Origin of the sequence: Rhizobium metallidurans (genome assembly GCF_014196505.1) — a bacterium.
Classification (GTDB): Bacteria; Pseudomonadota; Alphaproteobacteria; order Rhizobiales; family Rhizobiaceae; genus Rhizobium; species Rhizobium metallidurans.
In genome coordinates, this window is sequence record NZ_JACIDW010000021.1 from 25220 (window position 1) to 43493 (window position 18274).

Annotated in this window: 13 protein-coding genes; 5 read left to right on the forward strand and 8 right to left on the reverse strand. The window is 63.5% G+C overall.

All coding sequences use genetic code 11. The annotated features are described in order from the left end of the window. Positions 1-22 precede the first annotated feature (22 nt). Together GGQ67_RS21645 and GGQ67_RS21650 are read left to right on the forward strand one after the other, a co-directional pair. Positions 23-823 carry an alpha/beta hydrolase gene (locus GGQ67_RS21645; protein ID WP_183902196.1) on the forward strand — a complete coding sequence of 267 codons (801 nt, stop codon included), beginning with the start codon at positions 23-25 and terminating at the stop codon, positions 821-823. A 238-nt stretch (positions 824-1061) separates the two neighbouring features. Further along, on the forward strand, positions 1062-1661 hold the full coding sequence (locus GGQ67_RS21650; RefSeq protein WP_183902197.1) for a transglutaminase-like cysteine peptidase: 600 nt from the start codon (positions 1062-1064) through the stop codon (positions 1659-1661). Between the two features lie 65 nt (positions 1662-1726). Here GGQ67_RS21650 and mbfA read toward each other — a convergent pair whose 3' ends face one another. Then, complete coding sequence (gene mbfA, locus GGQ67_RS21655) at positions 1727-2710, reverse strand: iron exporter MbfA (RefSeq protein WP_183902198.1); 984 nt, start codon at positions 2708-2710, stop codon at positions 1727-1729. Positions 2711-3041: 331 nt separating this feature from the next. Between mbfA and GGQ67_RS21660 the strand changes: the two genes are divergently transcribed. Continuing rightward, entirely contained in the window at positions 3042-3392 is a 351-nt protein-coding gene (locus GGQ67_RS21660; protein ID WP_183902199.1) for a helix-turn-helix domain-containing protein, read from the forward strand. A gap of 43 nt (positions 3393-3435) precedes the next feature. Here the strand turns inward: GGQ67_RS21660 and GGQ67_RS21665 are convergent, their stop codons facing one another. The 5 genes from GGQ67_RS21665 to GGQ67_RS21685 all read right to left on the reverse strand — a co-directional run bounded on the left by GGQ67_RS21665 (position 3436) and on the right by GGQ67_RS21685 (position 11857). After that, the gene (locus tag GGQ67_RS21665; protein WP_183902200.1) at positions 3436-3639 is read right to left on the reverse strand and encodes a hypothetical protein; all 204 of its coding nucleotides are present in this window, start codon (positions 3637-3639) and stop codon (positions 3436-3438) included. 163 nt (positions 3640-3802) lie between these two features. Then, the gene (locus tag GGQ67_RS21670; protein WP_281393630.1) at positions 3803-5668 is read right to left on the reverse strand and encodes a TPR end-of-group domain-containing protein; all 1866 of its coding nucleotides are present in this window, start codon (positions 5666-5668) and stop codon (positions 3803-3805) included. Positions 5669-5905: 237 nt separating this feature from the next. Continuing rightward, entirely contained in the window at positions 5906-7033 is a 1128-nt protein-coding gene (gene dnaJ, locus GGQ67_RS21675; protein ID WP_183902202.1) for a molecular chaperone DnaJ, read from the reverse strand. An 85-nt stretch (positions 7034-7118) separates the two neighbouring features. After that, a complete protein-coding gene (dnaK, locus tag GGQ67_RS21680; RefSeq protein ID WP_183902203.1) occupies positions 7119-9035 on the reverse strand; it encodes a molecular chaperone DnaK in 1917 nt (638 codons plus the stop codon). Between the two features lie 236 nt (positions 9036-9271). After that, on the reverse strand, positions 9272-11857 hold the full coding sequence (locus GGQ67_RS21685; RefSeq protein ID WP_183902204.1) for a transglycosylase domain-containing protein: 2586 nt from the start codon (positions 11855-11857) through the stop codon (positions 9272-9274). 316 nt (positions 11858-12173) lie between these two features. Between GGQ67_RS21685 and GGQ67_RS21690 the strand changes: the two genes are divergently transcribed. Next, positions 12174-12500 carry a GCG_CRPN prefix-to-repeats domain-containing protein gene (locus GGQ67_RS21690; RefSeq protein ID WP_183902205.1) on the forward strand — a complete coding sequence of 109 codons (327 nt, stop codon included), beginning with the start codon at positions 12174-12176 and terminating at the stop codon, positions 12498-12500. Positions 12501-12817: 317 nt separating this feature from the next. On the opposite strand, the gene GGQ67_RS21695 is transcribed toward GGQ67_RS21690, so the two are convergent. Continuing rightward, the gene (locus GGQ67_RS21695) at positions 12818-13747 is read right to left on the reverse strand and encodes an SH3 domain-containing protein (protein WP_183902206.1); all 930 of its coding nucleotides are present in this window, start codon (positions 13745-13747) and stop codon (positions 12818-12820) included. 477 nt (positions 13748-14224) lie between these two features. After that, entirely contained in the window at positions 14225-15613 is a 1389-nt protein-coding gene (locus GGQ67_RS21700; protein ID WP_183902207.1) for a dipeptidase, read from the reverse strand. A 197-nt stretch (positions 15614-15810) separates the two neighbouring features. Here GGQ67_RS21700 and GGQ67_RS21705 point away from each other — a divergent pair, with 197 nt between their 5' ends. Beyond that, positions 15811-18201 (forward strand): bifunctional diguanylate cyclase/phosphodiesterase, encoded by a 2391-nt coding sequence (locus tag GGQ67_RS21705; protein WP_183902208.1) that lies wholly within the window; start codon positions 15811-15813, stop codon positions 18199-18201. Positions 18202-18274 lie beyond the last annotated feature (73 nt).

Here is an 18274-nt window from a genome sequence, read left to right on the forward strand (position 1 = left end):
GCTGAAACAAAGGAGTTCCGCCATGTCCGAAGCCAATATCGCCCCGCAGCACCAATTTCTGACCGTCGGCGAGGGATCGGCGGCGCGGGAGATCGCCTATATCGCCCGGCCCGCGGCCAGCGACGCAGCCGGGCCGACGCTGGTCTGGTTATCCGGATATCGATCCGACATGAGCGGCAGCAAAGCCGTGGAGCTCGACCGGATGGCCGCAGAGAACGGGCTAGCCTGCATCCGCCTCGACTATTCCGGCCATGGCCTGTCGGGCGGCGAATTCCGCGACGGCACGATCTCGCGCTGGCTCGAGGAGGCGATGGCCGTCGTTTCCCATCTCGAGCCGGAACGCATCATCCTCGTCGGCTCCTCGATGGGCGGCTGGATCGCGCTCCGGCTGGCGCAGGAATTGGCGGCGATTACCGGCGCGCCAAAGCTCGACGGGATGGTGCTGATCGCGCCGGCGCCCGATTTCACGCAGGTATTGATCGAGCCGAACCTCACCGAGAAAGAGAAGACCTCGCTCGCCGAGCGCGGCTTCTTCGAGGAGCATTCGGAGTACAGCCCGGAACCCAACATCTATACCCGCGCGCTGATCGAGGACGGTCGAAACAACCGGGTTTTGAGCGGGATGATCGAGACCGGATGCCCGGTTCACATCCTGCAGGGGATGAAGGACCCCGACGTGCCCTTCAGTCACGCAATGACGCTGATCGAGCATCTTCCGGCCGACGACGTGGTGCTGACATTTATTCGTGATGGCGACCACCGCCTGTCGCGCCCGCAGGACATCGAGCGCATGCTTTCGGCGGTGAAATCGCTCGTCCGCTGAGGCACCGGACTGGAAACCGTATCGGCTGACCTGAGAATATCGATTTGTTTCAACAACTTGTCGAAAACACGCCACGCCGGGCAAGCGCGCCCGGCGCGCGGCACTGTGCCAAATCCTAACGCATTTTAACCATGTTCACCGCTTCCCACCCCCTCGCCAGAAGTAGTGATTGACTCCAAGCGGCCGCCGCCATTAACTTTTTGTTAATAAATATGGGGCGATGCAAGGGACAGCGGGCGTGCGTATCAAGGGTTTCCTGTTGGCCATGATGGCCTTGTTTGCGATGTCGAGCGCCGCGATGCCGGCAGCGACAAACACTCTCTGGATGGAGACCGGCCAGGCGACATCGCAGCCGATCGGCCATTACGAATTCTGCCAGTCGCATGGCAACGAGTGCGGACCGAACCGCAATGTCGGCCCGATGGAGATGACCGACGCCAAGTGGGCGCTGGTGCGCGCCATCAATACCAGCGTCAACACCACGATCGCTCCGATGACCGACAAGGACATCTACGGCAAGGAAGAAGTCTGGGCCTATCCGACGACCGCCGGCGATTGCGAGGACTATGCGCTGCTGAAGCGCCGCATCCTGATCCAGCGCGGCTTTTCCCCCTCAAATCTGCTGATGACCGTGCTTCGCAAGCCCGATGGCGAAGGCCATGCGGTGCTGACGCTGCGCACGACCAAGGGCGACTTCGTGCTCGACAATCTCGCCGCGACGGTGAAGCCGTGGTACGACGCCCCCTACTCCTTCATCAAGCGCCAGTCGAGCGCCAATGCCGGCCGCTGGGTCACCATCGAGAACGGCCGCGACGTGCTGGTCGGCGCGCTGCGCTAGACCAGGATTTTCGAGGACCGAAATGTTCGATGGCCGGCGCGATGCCGGCCATTTTCGTTTCCGCGTCAGCCGTTGCCGATCAAGATGCCAGCGCCCAGCACCAGTCCTCCGCCGACGACGACCTGGAGGGCGGCGCGCAGGAACGGGGTTTCCATGAAGCGGTTCTGGATGAAGGCGATGGCCCAGAGCTCGAAAATGGCGATGATGACCGCCAGCGTGGTCGCCGTCCAGAAATCGGCGATGAGATAGGGCAGCGTGTGGCCGAGGCCACCGAGCGCCGTCATGACGCCGCAGGACAGGCCGCGCTTGACGGGCGAGCCGCGTCCGGAAATCTTGCCGTCGTCATGCGCCGCCTCGGTGAAGCCCATCGAGATGCCGGCGCCGACGGAGGCCGAGAGGCCGACGAGGAAGGTCTGCCAGGTATCCTGCGTGGCGAAGGCGGCGGCGAAGATCGGCGCGAGCGTCGAGACCGAGCCATCCATCAGGCCGGCGAGGCCCGGCTGCACATAGGTGAGCACGAACTGCCGGCGGCTCTTCAGATCCTCTTCCTTGCGGACGTCTTCCGGCGTGTGCCTGTCGCCGAGCATGCGGGTGATGTCCTCATGCCCCTGCTCGGCAAGGGCGAGATCGCCGAGCAGTTGCCGCGTGGAGGCATCACCGACGCGGCCGGCCGCCTCGATGTAGAAGCGGTAGGCCTGGTTCTCCATGGCCTCGGCCTCCTGGCGGATCTTCTCCAGCGACAGGTTGGCGCGCAGCCAGTCCGGCTTGCGCTCGTAGAAGCCTTCGACATGCTCACGTCGGATCAGCGTGATGCGCTCGCCGAAGCGCTGGCGGTAGAGCGTGATCAGCGAGTTGCGGTGGGTGTTTTCGACGTCCGCCATCTCCTCGAAAACCTTGGCCGATGCGGGATAATCGGCGCGCAACCTGTCGGCATAGGCGAGATAGATGCGGGCGTCGTCCTCCTCCGAGCCAATGGCGAGCGCCAGGATCTCCTGCTCAGACAGACTGTCGAAGGAACGTTTGGGTGATCTGAAAATTCGTTTCAGCATGATGGCCTCTTTTAGAATAATTCTAAAATAGGCTTCGCGAACGTGGTGGTCAAGTGCAAGCTGCCGTCCCGAATGGCCGGAACGGCTCATCCATCGCGAGAAAATCTTCAGCGAGAGAGAAAAGCCGCGCCCGCTAGTAACCGCGCCACACCCGTAAACTAGCTTCATGTATTTTATGCACGCTCAGGTATATTTCATCTTGTTTAACTAAGAAAACATCCTAAAAATCAGCCGAAAAGCTGGTTGAAATTTGCAAATCTTGGGTTGAGATATTTAAAAACCTCTGCATAGTGCTCAGATAAAATTAATGAAATGAACGGGAACACTCAAAGTGCCAGATCCGGTGGATATTATTGTCGGCCAGAACGTCCGGACGTTGCGCGCCAAGCGACGCATCTCCCAGCTGGAACTCGGAGAGGCGCTCGGGCTGACGTTTCAGCAGATCCAGAAATATGAAAAGGGCACGAATCGCGTCTCGGCGAGCAAGCTGCATCAGATCGCGGTTTTTCTCGGCGTCGATATTTCGGCCCTTTTCGAGGGTGCCGACACGACGGCGCGGCCGGGCCTCAGCGCCGAGGCCTACGAGCTTGCGGTGACCTACGACAAGCTGCGCTCGCCGGAAGGCCGTGAAGCCGTCAAGACCATCGTGACGCTGATGTCGGGTGACGACGTCTACGCCTGAGATTTTCGGGGCGACGCGACGAGCGACCGCGTAGGGCGGTCATCTAGTGAATATCGCAGTCGTGCAGAGCGACCAGCAGCTGATCCTGCGTCTGATGACCGGCATGATAGAGATCGATCGCGATGCTGGCGATCGACAGACCCTGCTGGCTCAAGAGTTTGATGTTGCGCTCGGCACACCAGGCGTACAGCGCGCCCGCGAGTACATCGACGTCATCAGACTGAAAAGACAAAGCGGCTACCGTCATGGAAGTTGCTCTCGGTGTAATGTGGTGTATTCCCCTTCGAGCATATTGAATATATTCGCGACCGCTGCAAAGCGACTTCGATTGCTTGCGTTAACGCCAATGTTGCGACGGCGCACCCCTGTCCCGAAATGAAGCGCCCGAGCGTGCGCACTCTACCTTAACGTTATTCCGATGCGACGCGGAACCCGTCCTGATGGAAGGTGCAGGCCGCGATGGCGTCGAGCATCGCCTGGAAACGCGGATGCCCGCGTACCGCGTCGAGGTCGGAATCGTGGCTGAACCAGAGGATCTGGTAGCAGGACGACTGCGGCAGCAACGCTTCGAGGATATCGAGCGCCTGGTCGCATTCGTTGAGCAGGGCGTGGACGCAGGCGACGTTGTACTGCGCGACGATATCGTCGGGGTCGATCAGTTGCGCCCGCTTGACCCATTCGCGCGCCTCGTCGAAGCGGCCCATATGGGCGAGCGCCAGCGCGCCGCGATGCGCCGGGCCGGCGTTTTCGGGATGCAGCTCGAGCGCCCGCTCGGCGCGCTCCAGCCCGACCCTGGCCCAGTGCTCATGCTCGCGCGAGAGCCCGAGAGAACGGCAGGCGCTCGTCAGATGGATCGGCGACAGATAGTCGTCCGGCCGTATCTCGCAGGCGCGGGTGAAGAAGGTGACGGCGCCCTCGAACTTGCCCTGCATGAACAGGAAGCGGGCGTAGTGGAAATTCGCCTCGTAGAGATCGGGCTCCAGCGCCAGCGCCTTTTCGAACTCCACCAGCGCCTCGCCGTCGCGGCCGTCCTGATGCAGCGCCAGGCCGCGCGAGGCATGCGCCTCGGCGAGATTGGGGTCGAGCGCCAGCGCCTTGGCGGTCAATTCCAGAATGCCCTTCAGCGTGTATTCGCCGGCATGCCAGTCGCGCAGCGTCGATTCGCAATCGGCGATGCCGGCATAGGCCTCGGCGTAATCGGGGTCGAGCGCGACCGCGGTGGCGAACATGCGGCGCGCCATCAGCAGGTAATGCCGGGTCCAGGAGTGCGAGAACTGCCGGCCGCGCAGATAATAGGTGTAGGCCTCGACGTTGGTGGTCGGCTCGGCGGCGATCGCTTCCTGTTCTTCCGGCAGAAGCTTGATCTTCAATTGGTCGACGATCGCGTGGGTGATCTCGTCCTGCACGGCGAAGATATCGGTCAGATCGCGGTCGAAGCGGTCGGCCCAGAGATGGGCGCCGTTGCGCGCGTCGATCAGTTGGCCGGTGATGCGCACCCGCTGACCGGCCTTGCGCACGCTGCCCTGCAGCACGAAATGGACGCCGAGCTCGGATGCCGCCTGCTTCACCTGCACCGACTTGCCCTTGTAGGTGAAGGCGGTGTTGCGGGCGACGACGTAGAGATTGGAGATCTTCGACAGATCGGTGATGATGTCCTCGGTGATGCCGTCGGAGAAGTATTCCTGCTCGGGATCACCGCTCATGTTGGAGAAGGGCAGCACCGCGACCAGCGGCTTCTGCTTCTCCTTGGCCGCGGCAAGTGCCGCCGCGTTGACCCTGAGCGGCAGGGCGCGCTTCGGCGAGATGGCATAGACCTGCACCGGCTGCTCGATGTTCTTCAGCGTGAAGAGGCCGAGATCCTGGAAGGAAAGATCGAGCCGGCTGCCGACGTGATCTCGGGCGGACGCCGAAATCGCCACGCCGCCGGGCGAGCAGATCGCTTCCAGCCTGGCCGCGACGTTGACGCCATCGCCGAAGATGTCGTTGTCCTCGACGATGACGTCGCCGAGATGGATGCCCATGCGGAACTCGATGCGGCGCTCTTCCGGCAGCGCCGTATTGCGCGCCGCCATCGCCTGCTGCACATCGTTGGCGCAGGACACCGCGTTGACGATGCTGGAGAACTCCACCAGCATGCCGTCGCCGGTGTGCTTGACCACGCGGCCACGCGCATGCGCGATCCTTTGATCGATGACCTCGCCACGGCAGAGCTTGACCGCATCCAAGGTCCCCTGCTCATCGGCACCCATCATTCGGCTGTAGCCGACGATATCCATTGCAAGAATAGCTGCGAGACGGCGTTCCAAATCAACCTCGGCACAGGCTACCAAAGGGAATGCAAGTCTAGAACCTTTTCGAGGCTCAATACAGAAACAATGTTACATATCTAATAAAGGGACTGGCAATAGAATTGTCGAGTCTCTTCGGTAGCAAAAAATATGCTTATCCCTATGCAAAACAGAAAAGCCCGGCTGCTAACAACCGGGCTCTCGAATTTTTACTAGAATATTCAATCAACCCTCGAAGAATTCCTTCATGCGGGCGAAGAAGCCCGTGGATTCGGGATTATTCTCCTTCGACGAGAGCTCCTCGAATTCCTGCAACAGCTCGCGCTGGCGCTTGGAGAGCTTCTGCGGCGTCTCGATCTGGATCTGGATGTAGAGATCGCCGGTCTGGCTGGAGCGCAGCACCGGCATGCCCTTGCCCTTCAGGCGAAACTGCTTGCCGGCCTGGGTGCCCTCGGGAACCGTGACGCGCGACTTGGTGCCGTCGAGCGTCGCCACGTCGAAGGTGCCGCCAAGCGCCGCCGTCGTCATCGAGATCGGGATGGCGCAATAGAGATCGGCGCCATCGCGCTGGTAGAATTCGTGCGGCCTGACCGACAGGAAGATATAGAGATCGCCCGCCGGGCCGCTGCGCATGCCGGCCTCGCCCTCGCCCTGCAGGCGGATGCGGGTGCCGTCCTCGATGCCGGCGGGAATGTTGACCGAGAGCGAGCGCTCCTCGGTGACGCGGCCCTGGCCATGGCACTTGCCGCAGGGATCGGGAATGATCTGGCCGCGACCATGGCAGGTCGGGCAGGTGCGCTCGACGGAGAAGAAGCCCTGGGCGGCGCGCACGCGGCCGGAGCCCTGGCAGGTGCCGCAGGTCTTGGGCTGGGTGCCGGGCTTGGCGCCGGAACCGGAACAGACGTCGCAGGTGATCGAGGTCGGAACCCTGATCTGCGCCGTCTTGCCGGCGAAGGATTCCTCCAGCGAAATTTCCATGTTGTAGCGAAGATCGGCGCCGCGTTCGCGACCGCCAGACGAGCGCTGCCTTGCGCGGCCGCCGCCCATCATCTCGCCGAAGATGTCCTCGAAGATATCGGAGAAGCCGCCGCCGGCGAAACCGCCGCCACCGCCGCCCATGCCGCCATGCTCGAAGGCTGCGTGACCGTAGCGGTCATAGGCCGCGCGCTTCTGCGGGTCCTTCAGCGTCTCGTAGGCTTCGTTGATTTCCTTGAACTTGTGCTCGGCGGTATGATCACCGGGATTCTTGTCCGGATGGTATTTCATCGCCAGTTTGCGGAAAGCGCTTTTCAGCTCTTTTTCGTCAACCGTCTTGGCGACACCCAGCGTTTCGTAAAAATCGGCTTTTGCCATTAAGGATCAGACCCCGGAAATGGATTTCCGGCTGCCATGGTGAGCAGCCGGAATGTCAGTTTCAAACGTGACCGTCGCGAGCCGCTTACGCGGACTTCTTGCGGTCGTCGTCCTTGACTTCTTCGTAGTCGGCATCGACGACATTGTCGTCGCCGGCTTCGGCCGAAGCGTCGCCCGCGCCGGCTTCCGCCTGCTGGGCTTCGTAGATCGCCTGACCGAGCTTCATGGAGACTTCCATGAGGGTCTGGGTCTTCGCCTTGATGTCTTCCGCGTCCGGCTCGGTTGCCTCGACGGAGGTCTTCAGGGCGGCGATCGCGTCGGAGATCGCGGTGCGATCGGCTTCGGTGACCTTGTCGCCGTAATCCTTCAGCGACTTCTCGCTGGAGTGGATCAGGCTTTCGGCCTGGTTCTTGGCTTCCACGCCTTCGCGACGCTTCTTGTCGGCTTCGGCATTGGCTTCGGCGTCCTTGACCATCTTCTCGATGTCGGCGTCGGAGAGACCACCGGAGGCCTGGATGCGGATCTGCTGTTCCTTGCCGGTGCCCTTGTCCTTGGCCGAAACCTGCACGATGCCGTTGGCGTCGATATCGAAGGTGACTTCGATCTGCGGAACGCCACGCGGTGCCGGAGGCAGGCCAACGAGGTCGAACTGGCCGAGCAGCTTGTTGTCCTGGGCCATTTCGCGCTCGCCCTGCGACACGCGGATGGTGACGGCCTGCTGGTTGTCGTCGGCGGTCGAGAAGGTCTGGCTCTTCTTCGTCGGGATCGTGGTGTTACGCTCGATCAGACGGGTGAAGACGCCACCCAGCGTTTCGATGCCGAGGGACAGCGGGGTCACGTCGAGGAGCAGGACGTCCTTGACGTCGCCCTGGAGAACGCCGGCCTGGATGGCGGCGCCGAGGGCCACGACTTCATCCGGGTTGACGCCCTTGTGCGGCTCCTTGCCGAACAGCTGCTTGACGACTTCCTGCACCTTCGGCATGCGGCTCATGCCGCCGACCAGAACGACTTCGTCGATCTCGGCGGGGGTGACACCGGCATCCTTGAGGGCTGCCTTGCACGGCGCGATGGTGCGCTGGACGAGATCGTCGACCAGGCTTTCGAGCTTGGCGCGGGTCAGCTTCAGCGTCAGGTGCTTCGGACCGGTCGCATCGGCCGTGATGAACGGCAGGTTGATTTCGGTCTGCTGCGAGGAAGACAGTTCGATCTTGGCCTTTTCGGCAGCTTCCTTGAGGCGCTGCAGAGCCAGCTTGTCGCCCTTCAGATCGATGCCGTTGTCCTTCTTGAACTCGGCAACGAGGTATTCGACGAGACGCATGTCGAAGTCTTCACCGCCGAGGAAGGTATCGCCGTTGGTGGACTTCACTTCGAAGACGCCGTCGCCGATCTCGAGAATCGAGATATCGAAGGTACCGCCACCCAAGTCGTAAACGGCGATGGTCTTGCCGTCCTTCTTGTCGAGACCGTAGGCCAGCGCTGCCGCCGTCGGCTCGTTGATGATGCGCAGAACTTCGAGGCCAGCGATACGGCCGGCATCCTTGGTTGCCTGGCGCTGGGCGTCGTTGAAGTATGCGGGAACGGTGATGACGGCCTTCTCGACCTTTTCACCGAGATAGGATTCAGCGGTTTCCTTCATCTTCTGAAGGATCATCGCGGAGATCTGGGCAGGCGAATAGCCGGTGCCGCGGGCCTTGACCCATGCGTCGCCATTGTCGCCCTTGGTGATCTCGAAGGGAACGAGAGCCTTGTCCTTTTCAACCGTCGGATCGTCGTAGCGGCGGCCGATGAGGCGCTTCACTGCGAACAGCGTGTCCGTGGGGTTGGTGACTGCCTGGCGCTTGGCCGGCTGACCGACGAGGCGCTCGCCATCTTCGGAAAATGCAACGATCGAAGGCGTGGTGCGCGCACCTTCGGCGTTCTCGATGACCTTTGCGTCCTTGCCGTCCATGACAGCGACGCAGGAATTTGTCGTTCCGAGGTCGATACCAATTACTTTTGCCATGTCATTTACTCCTTGAAGCAAGCTGTCTGAACCCCGGGAAGGCATTTCGATGACAGCCCCTTACGGGATGGGTCTCTACGTTTGACGCAATCGTGATTGCGGTGATGCGGCGTATATAAGGACGGGTTTTCGCGACTGCAAGGCGGGAAATGTCCTGAAAATCAGCAAAAGAAGCCAACGGCAATTAATTTTCACCGTCCGCCTCAGGGCACGTTTTTTGTTGCGCGGCGAAGCGTTTATTGCCCCATGATCAGGTCGAGAAGCGTGGTGCGGCGCGGCTGGTATTCCTGGCGCGGCGGGCCACCGCCGACGTCGCCCGGCGGCAGCGCGTTGCCATAGCCGTAACGGCCGTCCTCGGCGACATCGGCGGGCGGTACGGGACCATCATAAACGGGTGCCTGCTCTTGGCCGCCACGGCGCACCGGCGCCTGCGGATACTCTTCCTGCCGGTAGCGCGGCCGCCCCTCGTCGGAACCGCCGAAGACGCCCGAAATGATGCTGCCGATGGTGCTCCGTTCCTCGACCGGCGGCTGCATGCCACCCGTCGCGCCGGTCATGTCGCCGCCCTGCATGCCACCCTGCATGCCGTCGGCTTGCATGTTTCCGGGCATGTTTCCGGGCATGTTTCCTTGCATGTTTCCGGGCATGTTCGGATCGGCGGAAGCCATCGGCTGGCCGTTGTCCATCTGCGGCGCCGGATTGATGAACTGGCCGTTGCCGAAGAGCGGCGCCGGCGACAGGCCCTTGTGGGCCGCGACCATGAATTCCTGCCAGGCCTTGGCGGGAAGGCCGCCGCCGGTGACCTTCTTCATCGGCTTGCCGTCGTCGTTGCCGAACCAGACGCCCGTCGTGAGGTTGCTGGTGAAGCCGACGAAGACCGCGTCGCGGGAGTTCTGCGTCGTGCCGGTCTTGCCGGCCGCCTGCCAGCCGGGCAGCCTGGCGCTGCGGCCGGTGCCCTGGTCGATGACGCCCATCATCATGGCGTTCATGTTGGCGGCAATGGTTTCGGAGAGCACGCGCGGCGGGTTGTCGTAGGTGTTTTCATAGAGCACCTTGCTGCCATCGGCGGTGGTGACGCGGCGGATGACGTGCGGCGTCGCCTTGTAGCCGCCATTCATGAAGGCGGCGTAGGCGCCGGTGATTTCGGTGAGCGAGACTTCCGACGTGCCAAGCGCGATCGAGGCGTTGGGCTGCATGTCGGACTGGATGCCGAGGCGGCGGGCGAGCTTGATGACCTCATCGGGTCCGTCATACATGACGAGCTGGGCGGCCACCGTGTTCAGCGATTTCGCAAGTGCCGTGGCCAGCGTCACCTCGCCATTGTACTTCTTCTCGTAGTTTTCCGGCGTCCAGTCGCCGATGCGAACCGGCGCGTCGTTGACGATGGAAAACGGCGTCAGCCCCTTTTCGAGCGCGGTGGCATAGACGAAGGGCTTGAACGAGGAGCCCGGCTGGCGCTTGGCCTTGACGGCGCGGTTGAACTGGCTTTCGGCATAGTCGCGGCCGCCGACCAGCGCGCGGATGGCGCCGGTGCCGTCGATCGAGACGAGCGCCGCCTGCGAGGCGTCGAGCTTGGCGCCTTCCTTGCCGAGCACATCGGCGATCGACTGTTCGGCGCGTTTTTCCAGCGTCTTGTCGATGGTGGTGTCGACGATGATGTCTTCCTTGACGTCGCCGATCAGCGCCGGCAGCTCGTCCATGACCATGTCGGCCACATACTGGCCGGCGCCGTCCCAGTAGCGCTTGGCCTTCGCCGGGGTCTGCGACATCGCGGTCTTGACCTCGTCCTCCGAGATCATGCCCTGATCACGCATGGCCTGCAGCACCACCTGGGCGCGGTCGTTGGCGGCCTGCGGATCGCGCGCCGGCGACAGACGCGACGGCGCCTTGACGAGACCGGCAAGCAGGGCCGCCTCCCCGAGGTTCAGGTCGCGCGCCGACTTGTTGAAATAGCGCCGCGAGGCGGCCTCGACGCCATAGGCGTTCGAGCCGAAGAAGACGCGGTTGAGATACATCGCAAGGATCTGCTCCTTGGTGTATTTCTGCTCCAGCCAGAAGGCGAGCAGCACTTCCTGGACCTTGCGCTCCAGCGTGCGGTCGGGCGAGAGAAACAGGTTCTTGGCGAGCTGCTGCGTCAGCGTCGAGCCGCCCTGCACCATCTGGCGGGAGGTCAGGTTGGTGACGACGGCGCGGGCAAGGCCGAGCGGATCGACGCCGAAATGCGAATAGAAGCGCCGATCCTCGATGGCGACGATCGCCTTCGGGAGATAAGGCGACATGTCTTCCAGCGCCAGCGCCTCGCCACCCGTCGTGCCGCGATTGGCGATGACGCTGCCATCGACCGCGGTGATCTTGACGTTGGGCGGACGGGCGGGAATTTCCCAGCTGCTGGCGCTCGGCATGCGCGAGCCGTAATAGACGACCAGCCCGGTCACGCCGATACCGGCCCAGATGCCGAGCACGATGCACCAGTAGAACATGCGACGGACGAGACCGAAGACGCCGAGGCCCTCGCGCCCCGGCCGCCGGCGCTTGCCACCATTGCCACCACCACCGCCCGAGCGGCGGCGCGGCGGCTCGCGGTAGCGCGGCTCGTCGTCGTAATCGTCGTCATAGCGGGCGGAATCGGGTTCGCGCCGCGAGGGCGGATCGCGGCGCTCGGATCTCGAGGCGCTGGACTTGGGCGCGGCGCGCTTGGCGGGGCGTCCGCCGCCGGCGACGCGGTCATCGGCGCCGAGCGAAAAATCGTCGCCATCGTCGCGGCGCTCGCGGCCGCTGAAGGATGGTTCGATTCTATCGCCTGATCTGCCCCTGCCCGCCATTTACGCCCGCTGAACCTCGCTTCAATCGCAAACCGAGGTTTGCCCCAAACAGACGGCCATGGCCCAAGCCGGATGACCGTGGCGACCGCATCACGCTGGTCGCATCCTTACCCGGTTGAACTTTAAATGCGGCGATTTAAGGGGGAGTTAAGGCCTCGTTAGCCAAAGGCAAAAGCTTTTGCGGGCAGCGTTTTCCCGGCTTGAGGCCGGGCCTTTCCGTCCGCCGCAATAATGCCTTGGTTGGTTCAGCTTCCATTCACCCGAACGGCCCTCTAATCCACATGCAAGGGACTTGCATAAGGAATGAGGTGCAGAGATGCGCAAGACAATTATCGCGATCGCGGTCGCCCTGGTCGGACTTGGTACCACGGTTGCCGAAGCCATGCCCATGGGCGCCGTGCCAAGCGCCGCGACCAACAATGTCGTCAAGGTCGATTACGCGTGCGGCCGCGGCTTTCACGTCACCCCGTGGGGCGAGTGCCGGCCGAACTGGCGCCGCCCGCCGCCACCGCGCTACGAAGGCCGCTACCAGCGCGACTACGGCTGGGGCCACCGCCCGCAGCAGCGCTACGGCTGGCGCGACGACCGCGGCTACCGCCCGCCCCCGCCCTGGGCCCGCGACGGCTATCGCTACCGCTACTGACCGGCGGCACGACATATCTCCGAAGGCCCGCACGTCGCGGGCCTTTTTCGTATGGACGAGCCGTTGGCACCCGGAGAAAAGACAACTTCCGGATTGCAGCGCGGAACCATTTGCGCTTTCGGCCATTTCCTACCAAGCGAGGCAACACGTCTCGCGGCAGATCGGCCGTCTCCCCTCAACACGAGCCGATCGAATTCAGGCCCGGCGTCTCCTAGGAGCGTCGGGCTTTTCCATGCCTCAAGATGCGTGAAAGCAGAAAGGGCGACCTTTCGATCGCCCTTTGCATCATCACTGACGGTCTCATTGCCGTCGGTTCACTATTGGGGATTCTGACCGCAGTTCGGATCACCCGGCTGGCACACCGGCGGGCGGCGATCCTGGTCGCGGCGACGGTCGGGACCGCGATCGAAGCCCGGCTGTCCGGGCTGACCGGGCTGTCCGGCCTGGCCGCCCTGTCCACCCTGCCCCCCGAAACCGCCTTCACCCCGGCGGCCGGGCTGGCCCGGTTGACCCGGCTGTCCGGGCTGGCCTGGCATGCCGGCGCGGCCGTCGAAGCGCGGCGGACGACCGTCATTGTCCTGACGAGGATCTTGGCGGGGATCGGGGCCGCGACCGAAGTCCGGTCCGCGACCGGGACCGCGGTCGAAATCGGGCTGGCGACCGGGACCGGCATCGAAGCCGGGGCGCGGACGGTTGTTGTCGAAGCCGGGACGCGGACGATCATTGTCGAAGCCCGGGCGTGGCCGATCATTGTCGTAGCCGGGGCGCGGGCGGCCGTTGTTGTAACCGGGATTGCCGAATTCCGGGCCGGGCGGCGGGCGCACGGCCGCCGGGCGGTCATAGACCGGATTGCGGCGCCAGCGCTCGCGCTGACCGTAGAAGGATCGATCGCGGTAGTAGCGATCCCAGTAATTGCCGACGCTGAAGGCCACCGTCGGGATGCCGAGCGGACGATAATATTGCGGATCGACATAGACGCGGCGCTGCTGATAGAGCGCCTGCACGTAGCGGCCGGCGACCCAGCCGCGGCCGTTGTAGAACTCGACATCGCACCAGGGCACATCGGCGAGGCAGCCATAGATCTGCACGGATTCGCCGGCGGGAATGACTGTCACGGCGGGATATTGCGTGCTCGGGCCGGCGCGCATGTTGACGTTGGCGGTCGCGAAGCCTTCGGCGGCCTGAGCGGCGACCGGGGCCAGCAGCAAGGCCGCGACGGCGGTTATCTTCATCAGTGTGGTTTTCACGCTTGCACTCCGTAGATAGAGCGGCCGAAACGCCGTTCCTCGTAAACTTCCGGGCTCATCGCCTTCTCAGGACAACAGTGAACAGCTTCCCGGCCAAAGTTTGGCGAGAGTGATTCAACTTTCGTTTCAATGACTTATAGCAGGCACGAATGAACGCAGCTTGAACGGTTCGAGAGGCGAGGCCTTGAAATACGGCGGCGGGATCACGATATCCCGGTCATCGGATGCAGTCGTCGATCACCAAGCCGCACCATGGAGCGCATGGAGAACCGACCTGCCTATCGCGAGATTATCGTTAACGCTCCGTTAACCTTTCGCGGGCAGTCTGGCTGCAATATTCGCTTTCACCTTGACCACGGATGTACTGGCACTGATGCGAAGCGAATGACGAAAGGCCGGTTTCAACCCGGCCTTTTTGTTCCTCTGGCGCCCCGATCTTGAAAAATCGGTGCGCCTTTTTCATTTCATCGACGCAGATTACGCCGCCAGCGCTTCCATGATGCGGATCCAGGAGCGGATGCCCTTGTGATAGGACGTCAGCTCGTACTTTTCGTTGGGCGAATGGATACGGTCGTCGCTGAGGCCGAAGCCGACGAGCAGCGATTCCATGCCGAGCATGTTCTGGAAATCGCCGACGATCGGGATCGAGCCGCCCATGCCGATGACGACGGCGGGCTTCGGCCATTCGTCGGAGAGCGCCGTCTTCGCCTTGGTGAGCACAGGCGAATCGTAGGACAGGTGGATGGCCGGCGAACCGCCATGCGGGTGGAACTCCACCGAGCAATCGGCGGGCAGCCTGGAGCGCACATAGGCGCGGAAGCTGTCGCGGATGGCGTCCGGGTCCTGCGTGCCGACGAGGCGGAAGGAGATCTTGGCCGACGCCTTGGCGGCGATCACGGTCTTGAAGCCCTCGCCGGTATAGCCGCCCCAGATGCCGTTGACCTCGGCCGTCGGGCGGGCCCAGGTGAGCTCCAGCACCGAGCGGCCCTTCTCGCCCGAGGGAACCGACAGGCCGACCTCGCCGAGAAAGCCCTCGGTGGTGAGGCCGAGCGTTTCCCAGGACGCCTTGATGTTCGCGGGGGTCTCCTCGACGCCGTTGTAGAAACCATCCAGTGTGATGCGGCCGGTGTCGTCGTGCAGGCCGGCGAGTATCCTGGTCAGGATATGGATCGGGTTGGCGGCGGCACCGCCGAAGAGGCCCGAATGCAGATCGCGGTCGGCGGCGGTGACGACCACCTCCTCGCCGACGAGGCCGCGGAGCGCAGCGGCGATCGCCGGCGTGTCGCGGTCCCACATGCTGGTATCGCAGACCAGCGCGTAATCGGCCTTCAGCTCGGCGGCGTTGGCCTCGAGGAAGGGCTTCAGCGATGGTGAGCCGGATTCCTCCTCACCCTCGAACAGGATCGTCACGCGCACGGGCAGCGCGCCGTTGATGTCCTTGTAGGCGCGGCAGGCTTCGACGAAGGTCATCAGCTGGCCCTTGTCGTCGGCGGTGCCGCGACCGGTCAGGATCTTGCGGCCGCCGGCCGCTTCCTGCACGGAGGGCTCGAAGGGATCGTTGTCCCAGAGCTCGATCGGATCGACCGGCTGCACGTCGTAATGGCCGTAGAAGAGCACATGCGGGGCCGACGGCGCGGCGCCGTCGTGATGGGCGACGACCATGGGGTGACCGGGGGTTGTGCGTACCGAGGCGTCGAAACCGATGTCACGGAGATAATCCACCAGCCACTCGGCCGCCTTGCGGCAATCGTCCTTGTAGGCGGGATCGGTCGAGATCGACTTGATCCGCAACAGCTCGAACAGCTTGTCGAGGCTCGAGGGCAAATTCTGGTCCGCGCGCGCGAGAACCGGCATCAGGTCAGGCATTTCCGACTCCTTCTTCAAATTTTTGCCGGACGATAGACCAAAGCCGGTCCGCTTTCGAGTTGAAAAAGCGAGGCCGGGGCATGTGCGCGACTGTGCGAAAACGCACGCTGAACGCGGGGAGAATCCTCAATTTGCAATTTACGGTTATTTAAGAAGACGCTTGATAACCTTCAGCAATTGGTGCCTGGAGGTGGCTGATGTTTACCGTGGTCGCCTGTATTCGCGACAATCATGACTGGCGGCTGATCATCGCCGCCGTCGTTATCTGCCTCATCGGCAACCTCACCGGCATGCTGCTTCTCTTTCGGGCCCAGCAATGCGACCGCGCCCAGCAGCGCAACTGGATCATGGCCTCGGCATTCGCCATCGGCGTCGGCATATGGGCGACGCATTTCATCGCCATGCTGGCCTATGACAGCGGCTATGCGATCGCCTACGGGCTGGGGCTGACCACGCTTTCGGTCGTGATCGCCATCGGCGTGTCCTATCTGGCGCTGCTCGTCGCCACCGAAGGCGCCAGCCGCTTCGCCGTCGCGCTCGGCGGCGTGCTGATGGCGCTCGGGATCACCGCCATGCATATCACCGGCATGCAGGCGGTCGAGGGCCAGGTCGACATTCGCTTCAACGCCATGGCGACGCTCTCGGCGCTTGCGATCGGCGCGGCGCTCGCCGGCGTGGCCTTCCTGATCTTCCGCTCGCTCTCCGGCGCCAAGCGCGTGCTGTTGTCGGCGGCGTCGATGGTGCTGGCGATCGCCATCATTCACTTCGTGTCGATGAGCTACATCACCCTGATCCCTGAGCCTGGACGGCAGGTGACGGCGGCGATCGTCGAGCCGAGGACGCTGGCGGCCATCGTCATGGCGGTCTCGACGGCGCTCATCCTGGCTTCCCTCGGCACGGTTTTCCTGGCGAGCCACCTGACCGACCTGAAGGGCCTGGCGAACGCCACGATGGAGGGGCTGCTGGTGATCCACGAGGGAACGATCCTCGACGCCAACGAGCGCTTCCTGGAGATGTCCGGCTGGCAGCTCAGCGAATTGCGCGGCCGCAAACCGGACTTCCTGCTGCTGCCTGCGGGCGGACTGGCATCCGGCACGCATCACGAAACGCTGCTGACCACCCATGGCGAGACCGAACTGCCGGTCGAACTGATGGCGCGGCGGATGATCTATCGCGGCCGCAGCTGCGATATCCTGGCGGTGCGCGACCTGACGGAGCGCAAGCGCGCCGAGCAGATGATCGAGCATCTGGCCCAGCATGACGTGCTGACCGGCCTTCCGAACCGCTCTCTCTTCGACACGCGCCTCAGACAGGCGATCCAGGTGGCGCAGCGCAAGCACGCGCAGGCGGCCGTCTTCTATCTCGACCTCGATCGCTTCAAGGCCGTCAACGACCTGTTCGGCCATGCCGAGGGCGACCGGCTTCTGTGCAAGGTCTCTTCGATCCTGCAGCGCGTGGCCGACGACAGCGCCACCATCGCGCGGCTTGGCGGCGACGAGTTCGCGATCATCCAGAGCGGCAAGCCGCAGCCGGACGGCGCGCGCGACCTCGCCGACGCGATCCTTGCAGGCATCGCCGCCGAAATGGACGTCGCCCGCGACCCGACCGCCGTCGGCGTCAGCATCGGCATCGCGGTCTATCCCGCCGATGGCGATACCGGCGAGCTTCTGTGCATCAATGCCGATACCGCGCTCTACCGCGCCAAGCACGCCGGCCGCGGCAAGGCCTGCTTCTTCGACGCGGAGATGGACGCCGCCGTCAAGGCGCGGCGCGAGATCGAAAACGAACTGCGCCACGCGATCACCCGCAACCAGCTGTTCGTGAACTATCAGCCGATCCTCGACAGCCGCAGCGGCAGCATCAGCGGCTACGAGGCGCTGATGCGCTGGAACCGGCCGGGACATGGAAGCTCCGAGCCCGACGTCTTCATCAAAATAGCCGAGGAGAGCGGGATCATCGTGCAACTCGGCGAATGGGTGCTGCGCCAGGCCTGCACCGAGGCGGCGCGCTGGCCGCAGCCGCTGACGATCGCCGTCAACGTCTCGCCGGTGCAGTTCATGCTGCCCAATCTCTACGACCGGGTGGCCGCCATTCTCGAAGAGACCGGGCTCCTGCCGCAACGGCTCGAGCTGGAGATCACCGAGGCCGCCTTCGTCCGCGACCGCAAGGCGACGATCTCGACGCTGATGCGGCTGCACCGTCTCGGCGTGCGCATCGTCATGGACGATTTCGGCACCGGCTTTTCCTCGCTCTCCAACCTCAGGGCGCTGCCCTTCGACAAGATCAAGGTCGATCGCAGCTTTACCGGCATTCTCGAGCACGACGCCGCCGCCCGCTCGATCGTGCGCGCCATCATCGGGCTGGGCCACAGCCTCGGGATACAGGTGGTGACCGAGGGCGTGGAAACCGAACTGCAACGCCAGATCGTCACCAACGAGGGCTGCGAGCAGATGCAGGGGCTGCTCCTCGGCAAGCCGGACATCGAGCCGAGCGTGAAGATGGCGGCGCGCGAGAGCTATCTTTCCACGCACGAGAAGGCGCAGAAGACGGTGCTGCTCTACCCGCAGGCGATCTCGACGGCGAAATAGTCCGGTCTGTCGCGGGCGGAGACAGCGGCGGGCGTTTCGGATAGGTTGCGCCTTCCCGCCGATTTTCCCGAAG

Coding starts and splice junctions, on each gene's coding strand:
- GGQ67_RS21690 (WP_183902205.1), top strand. CDS start 12,174: ATGCGCAAGACAATTATCGCGATCGCGGTCGCCCTGGTCGGACTTGGT.
- GGQ67_RS21665 (WP_183902200.1), bottom strand. CDS start 3,639: ATGACGGTAGCCGCTTTGTCTTTTCAGTCTGATGACGTCGATGTACTC.
- GGQ67_RS21670 (WP_281393630.1), bottom strand. CDS start 5,668: ATGGATATCGTCGGCTACAGCCGAATGATGGGTGCCGATGAGCAGGGG.
- GGQ67_RS21700 (WP_183902207.1), bottom strand. CDS start 15,613: ATGCCTGACCTGATGCCGGTTCTCGCGCGCGCGGACCAGAATTTGCCC.
- dnaJ (WP_183902202.1), bottom strand. CDS start 7,033: ATGGCAAAAGCCGATTTTTACGAAACGCTGGGTGTCGCCAAGACGGTT.
- GGQ67_RS21685 (WP_183902204.1), bottom strand. CDS start 11,857: ATGGCGGGCAGGGGCAGATCAGGCGATAGAATCGAACCATCCTTCAGC.
- GGQ67_RS21705 (WP_183902208.1), top strand. CDS start 15,811: ATGTTTACCGTGGTCGCCTGTATTCGCGACAATCATGACTGGCGGCTG.
- GGQ67_RS21645 (WP_183902196.1), top strand. CDS start 23: ATGTCCGAAGCCAATATCGCCCCGCAGCACCAATTTCTGACCGTCGGC.
- mbfA (WP_183902198.1), bottom strand. CDS start 2,710: ATGCTGAAACGAATTTTCAGATCACCCAAACGTTCCTTCGACAGTCTG.
- dnaK (WP_183902203.1), bottom strand. CDS start 9,035: ATGGCAAAAGTAATTGGTATCGACCTCGGAACGACAAATTCCTGCGTC.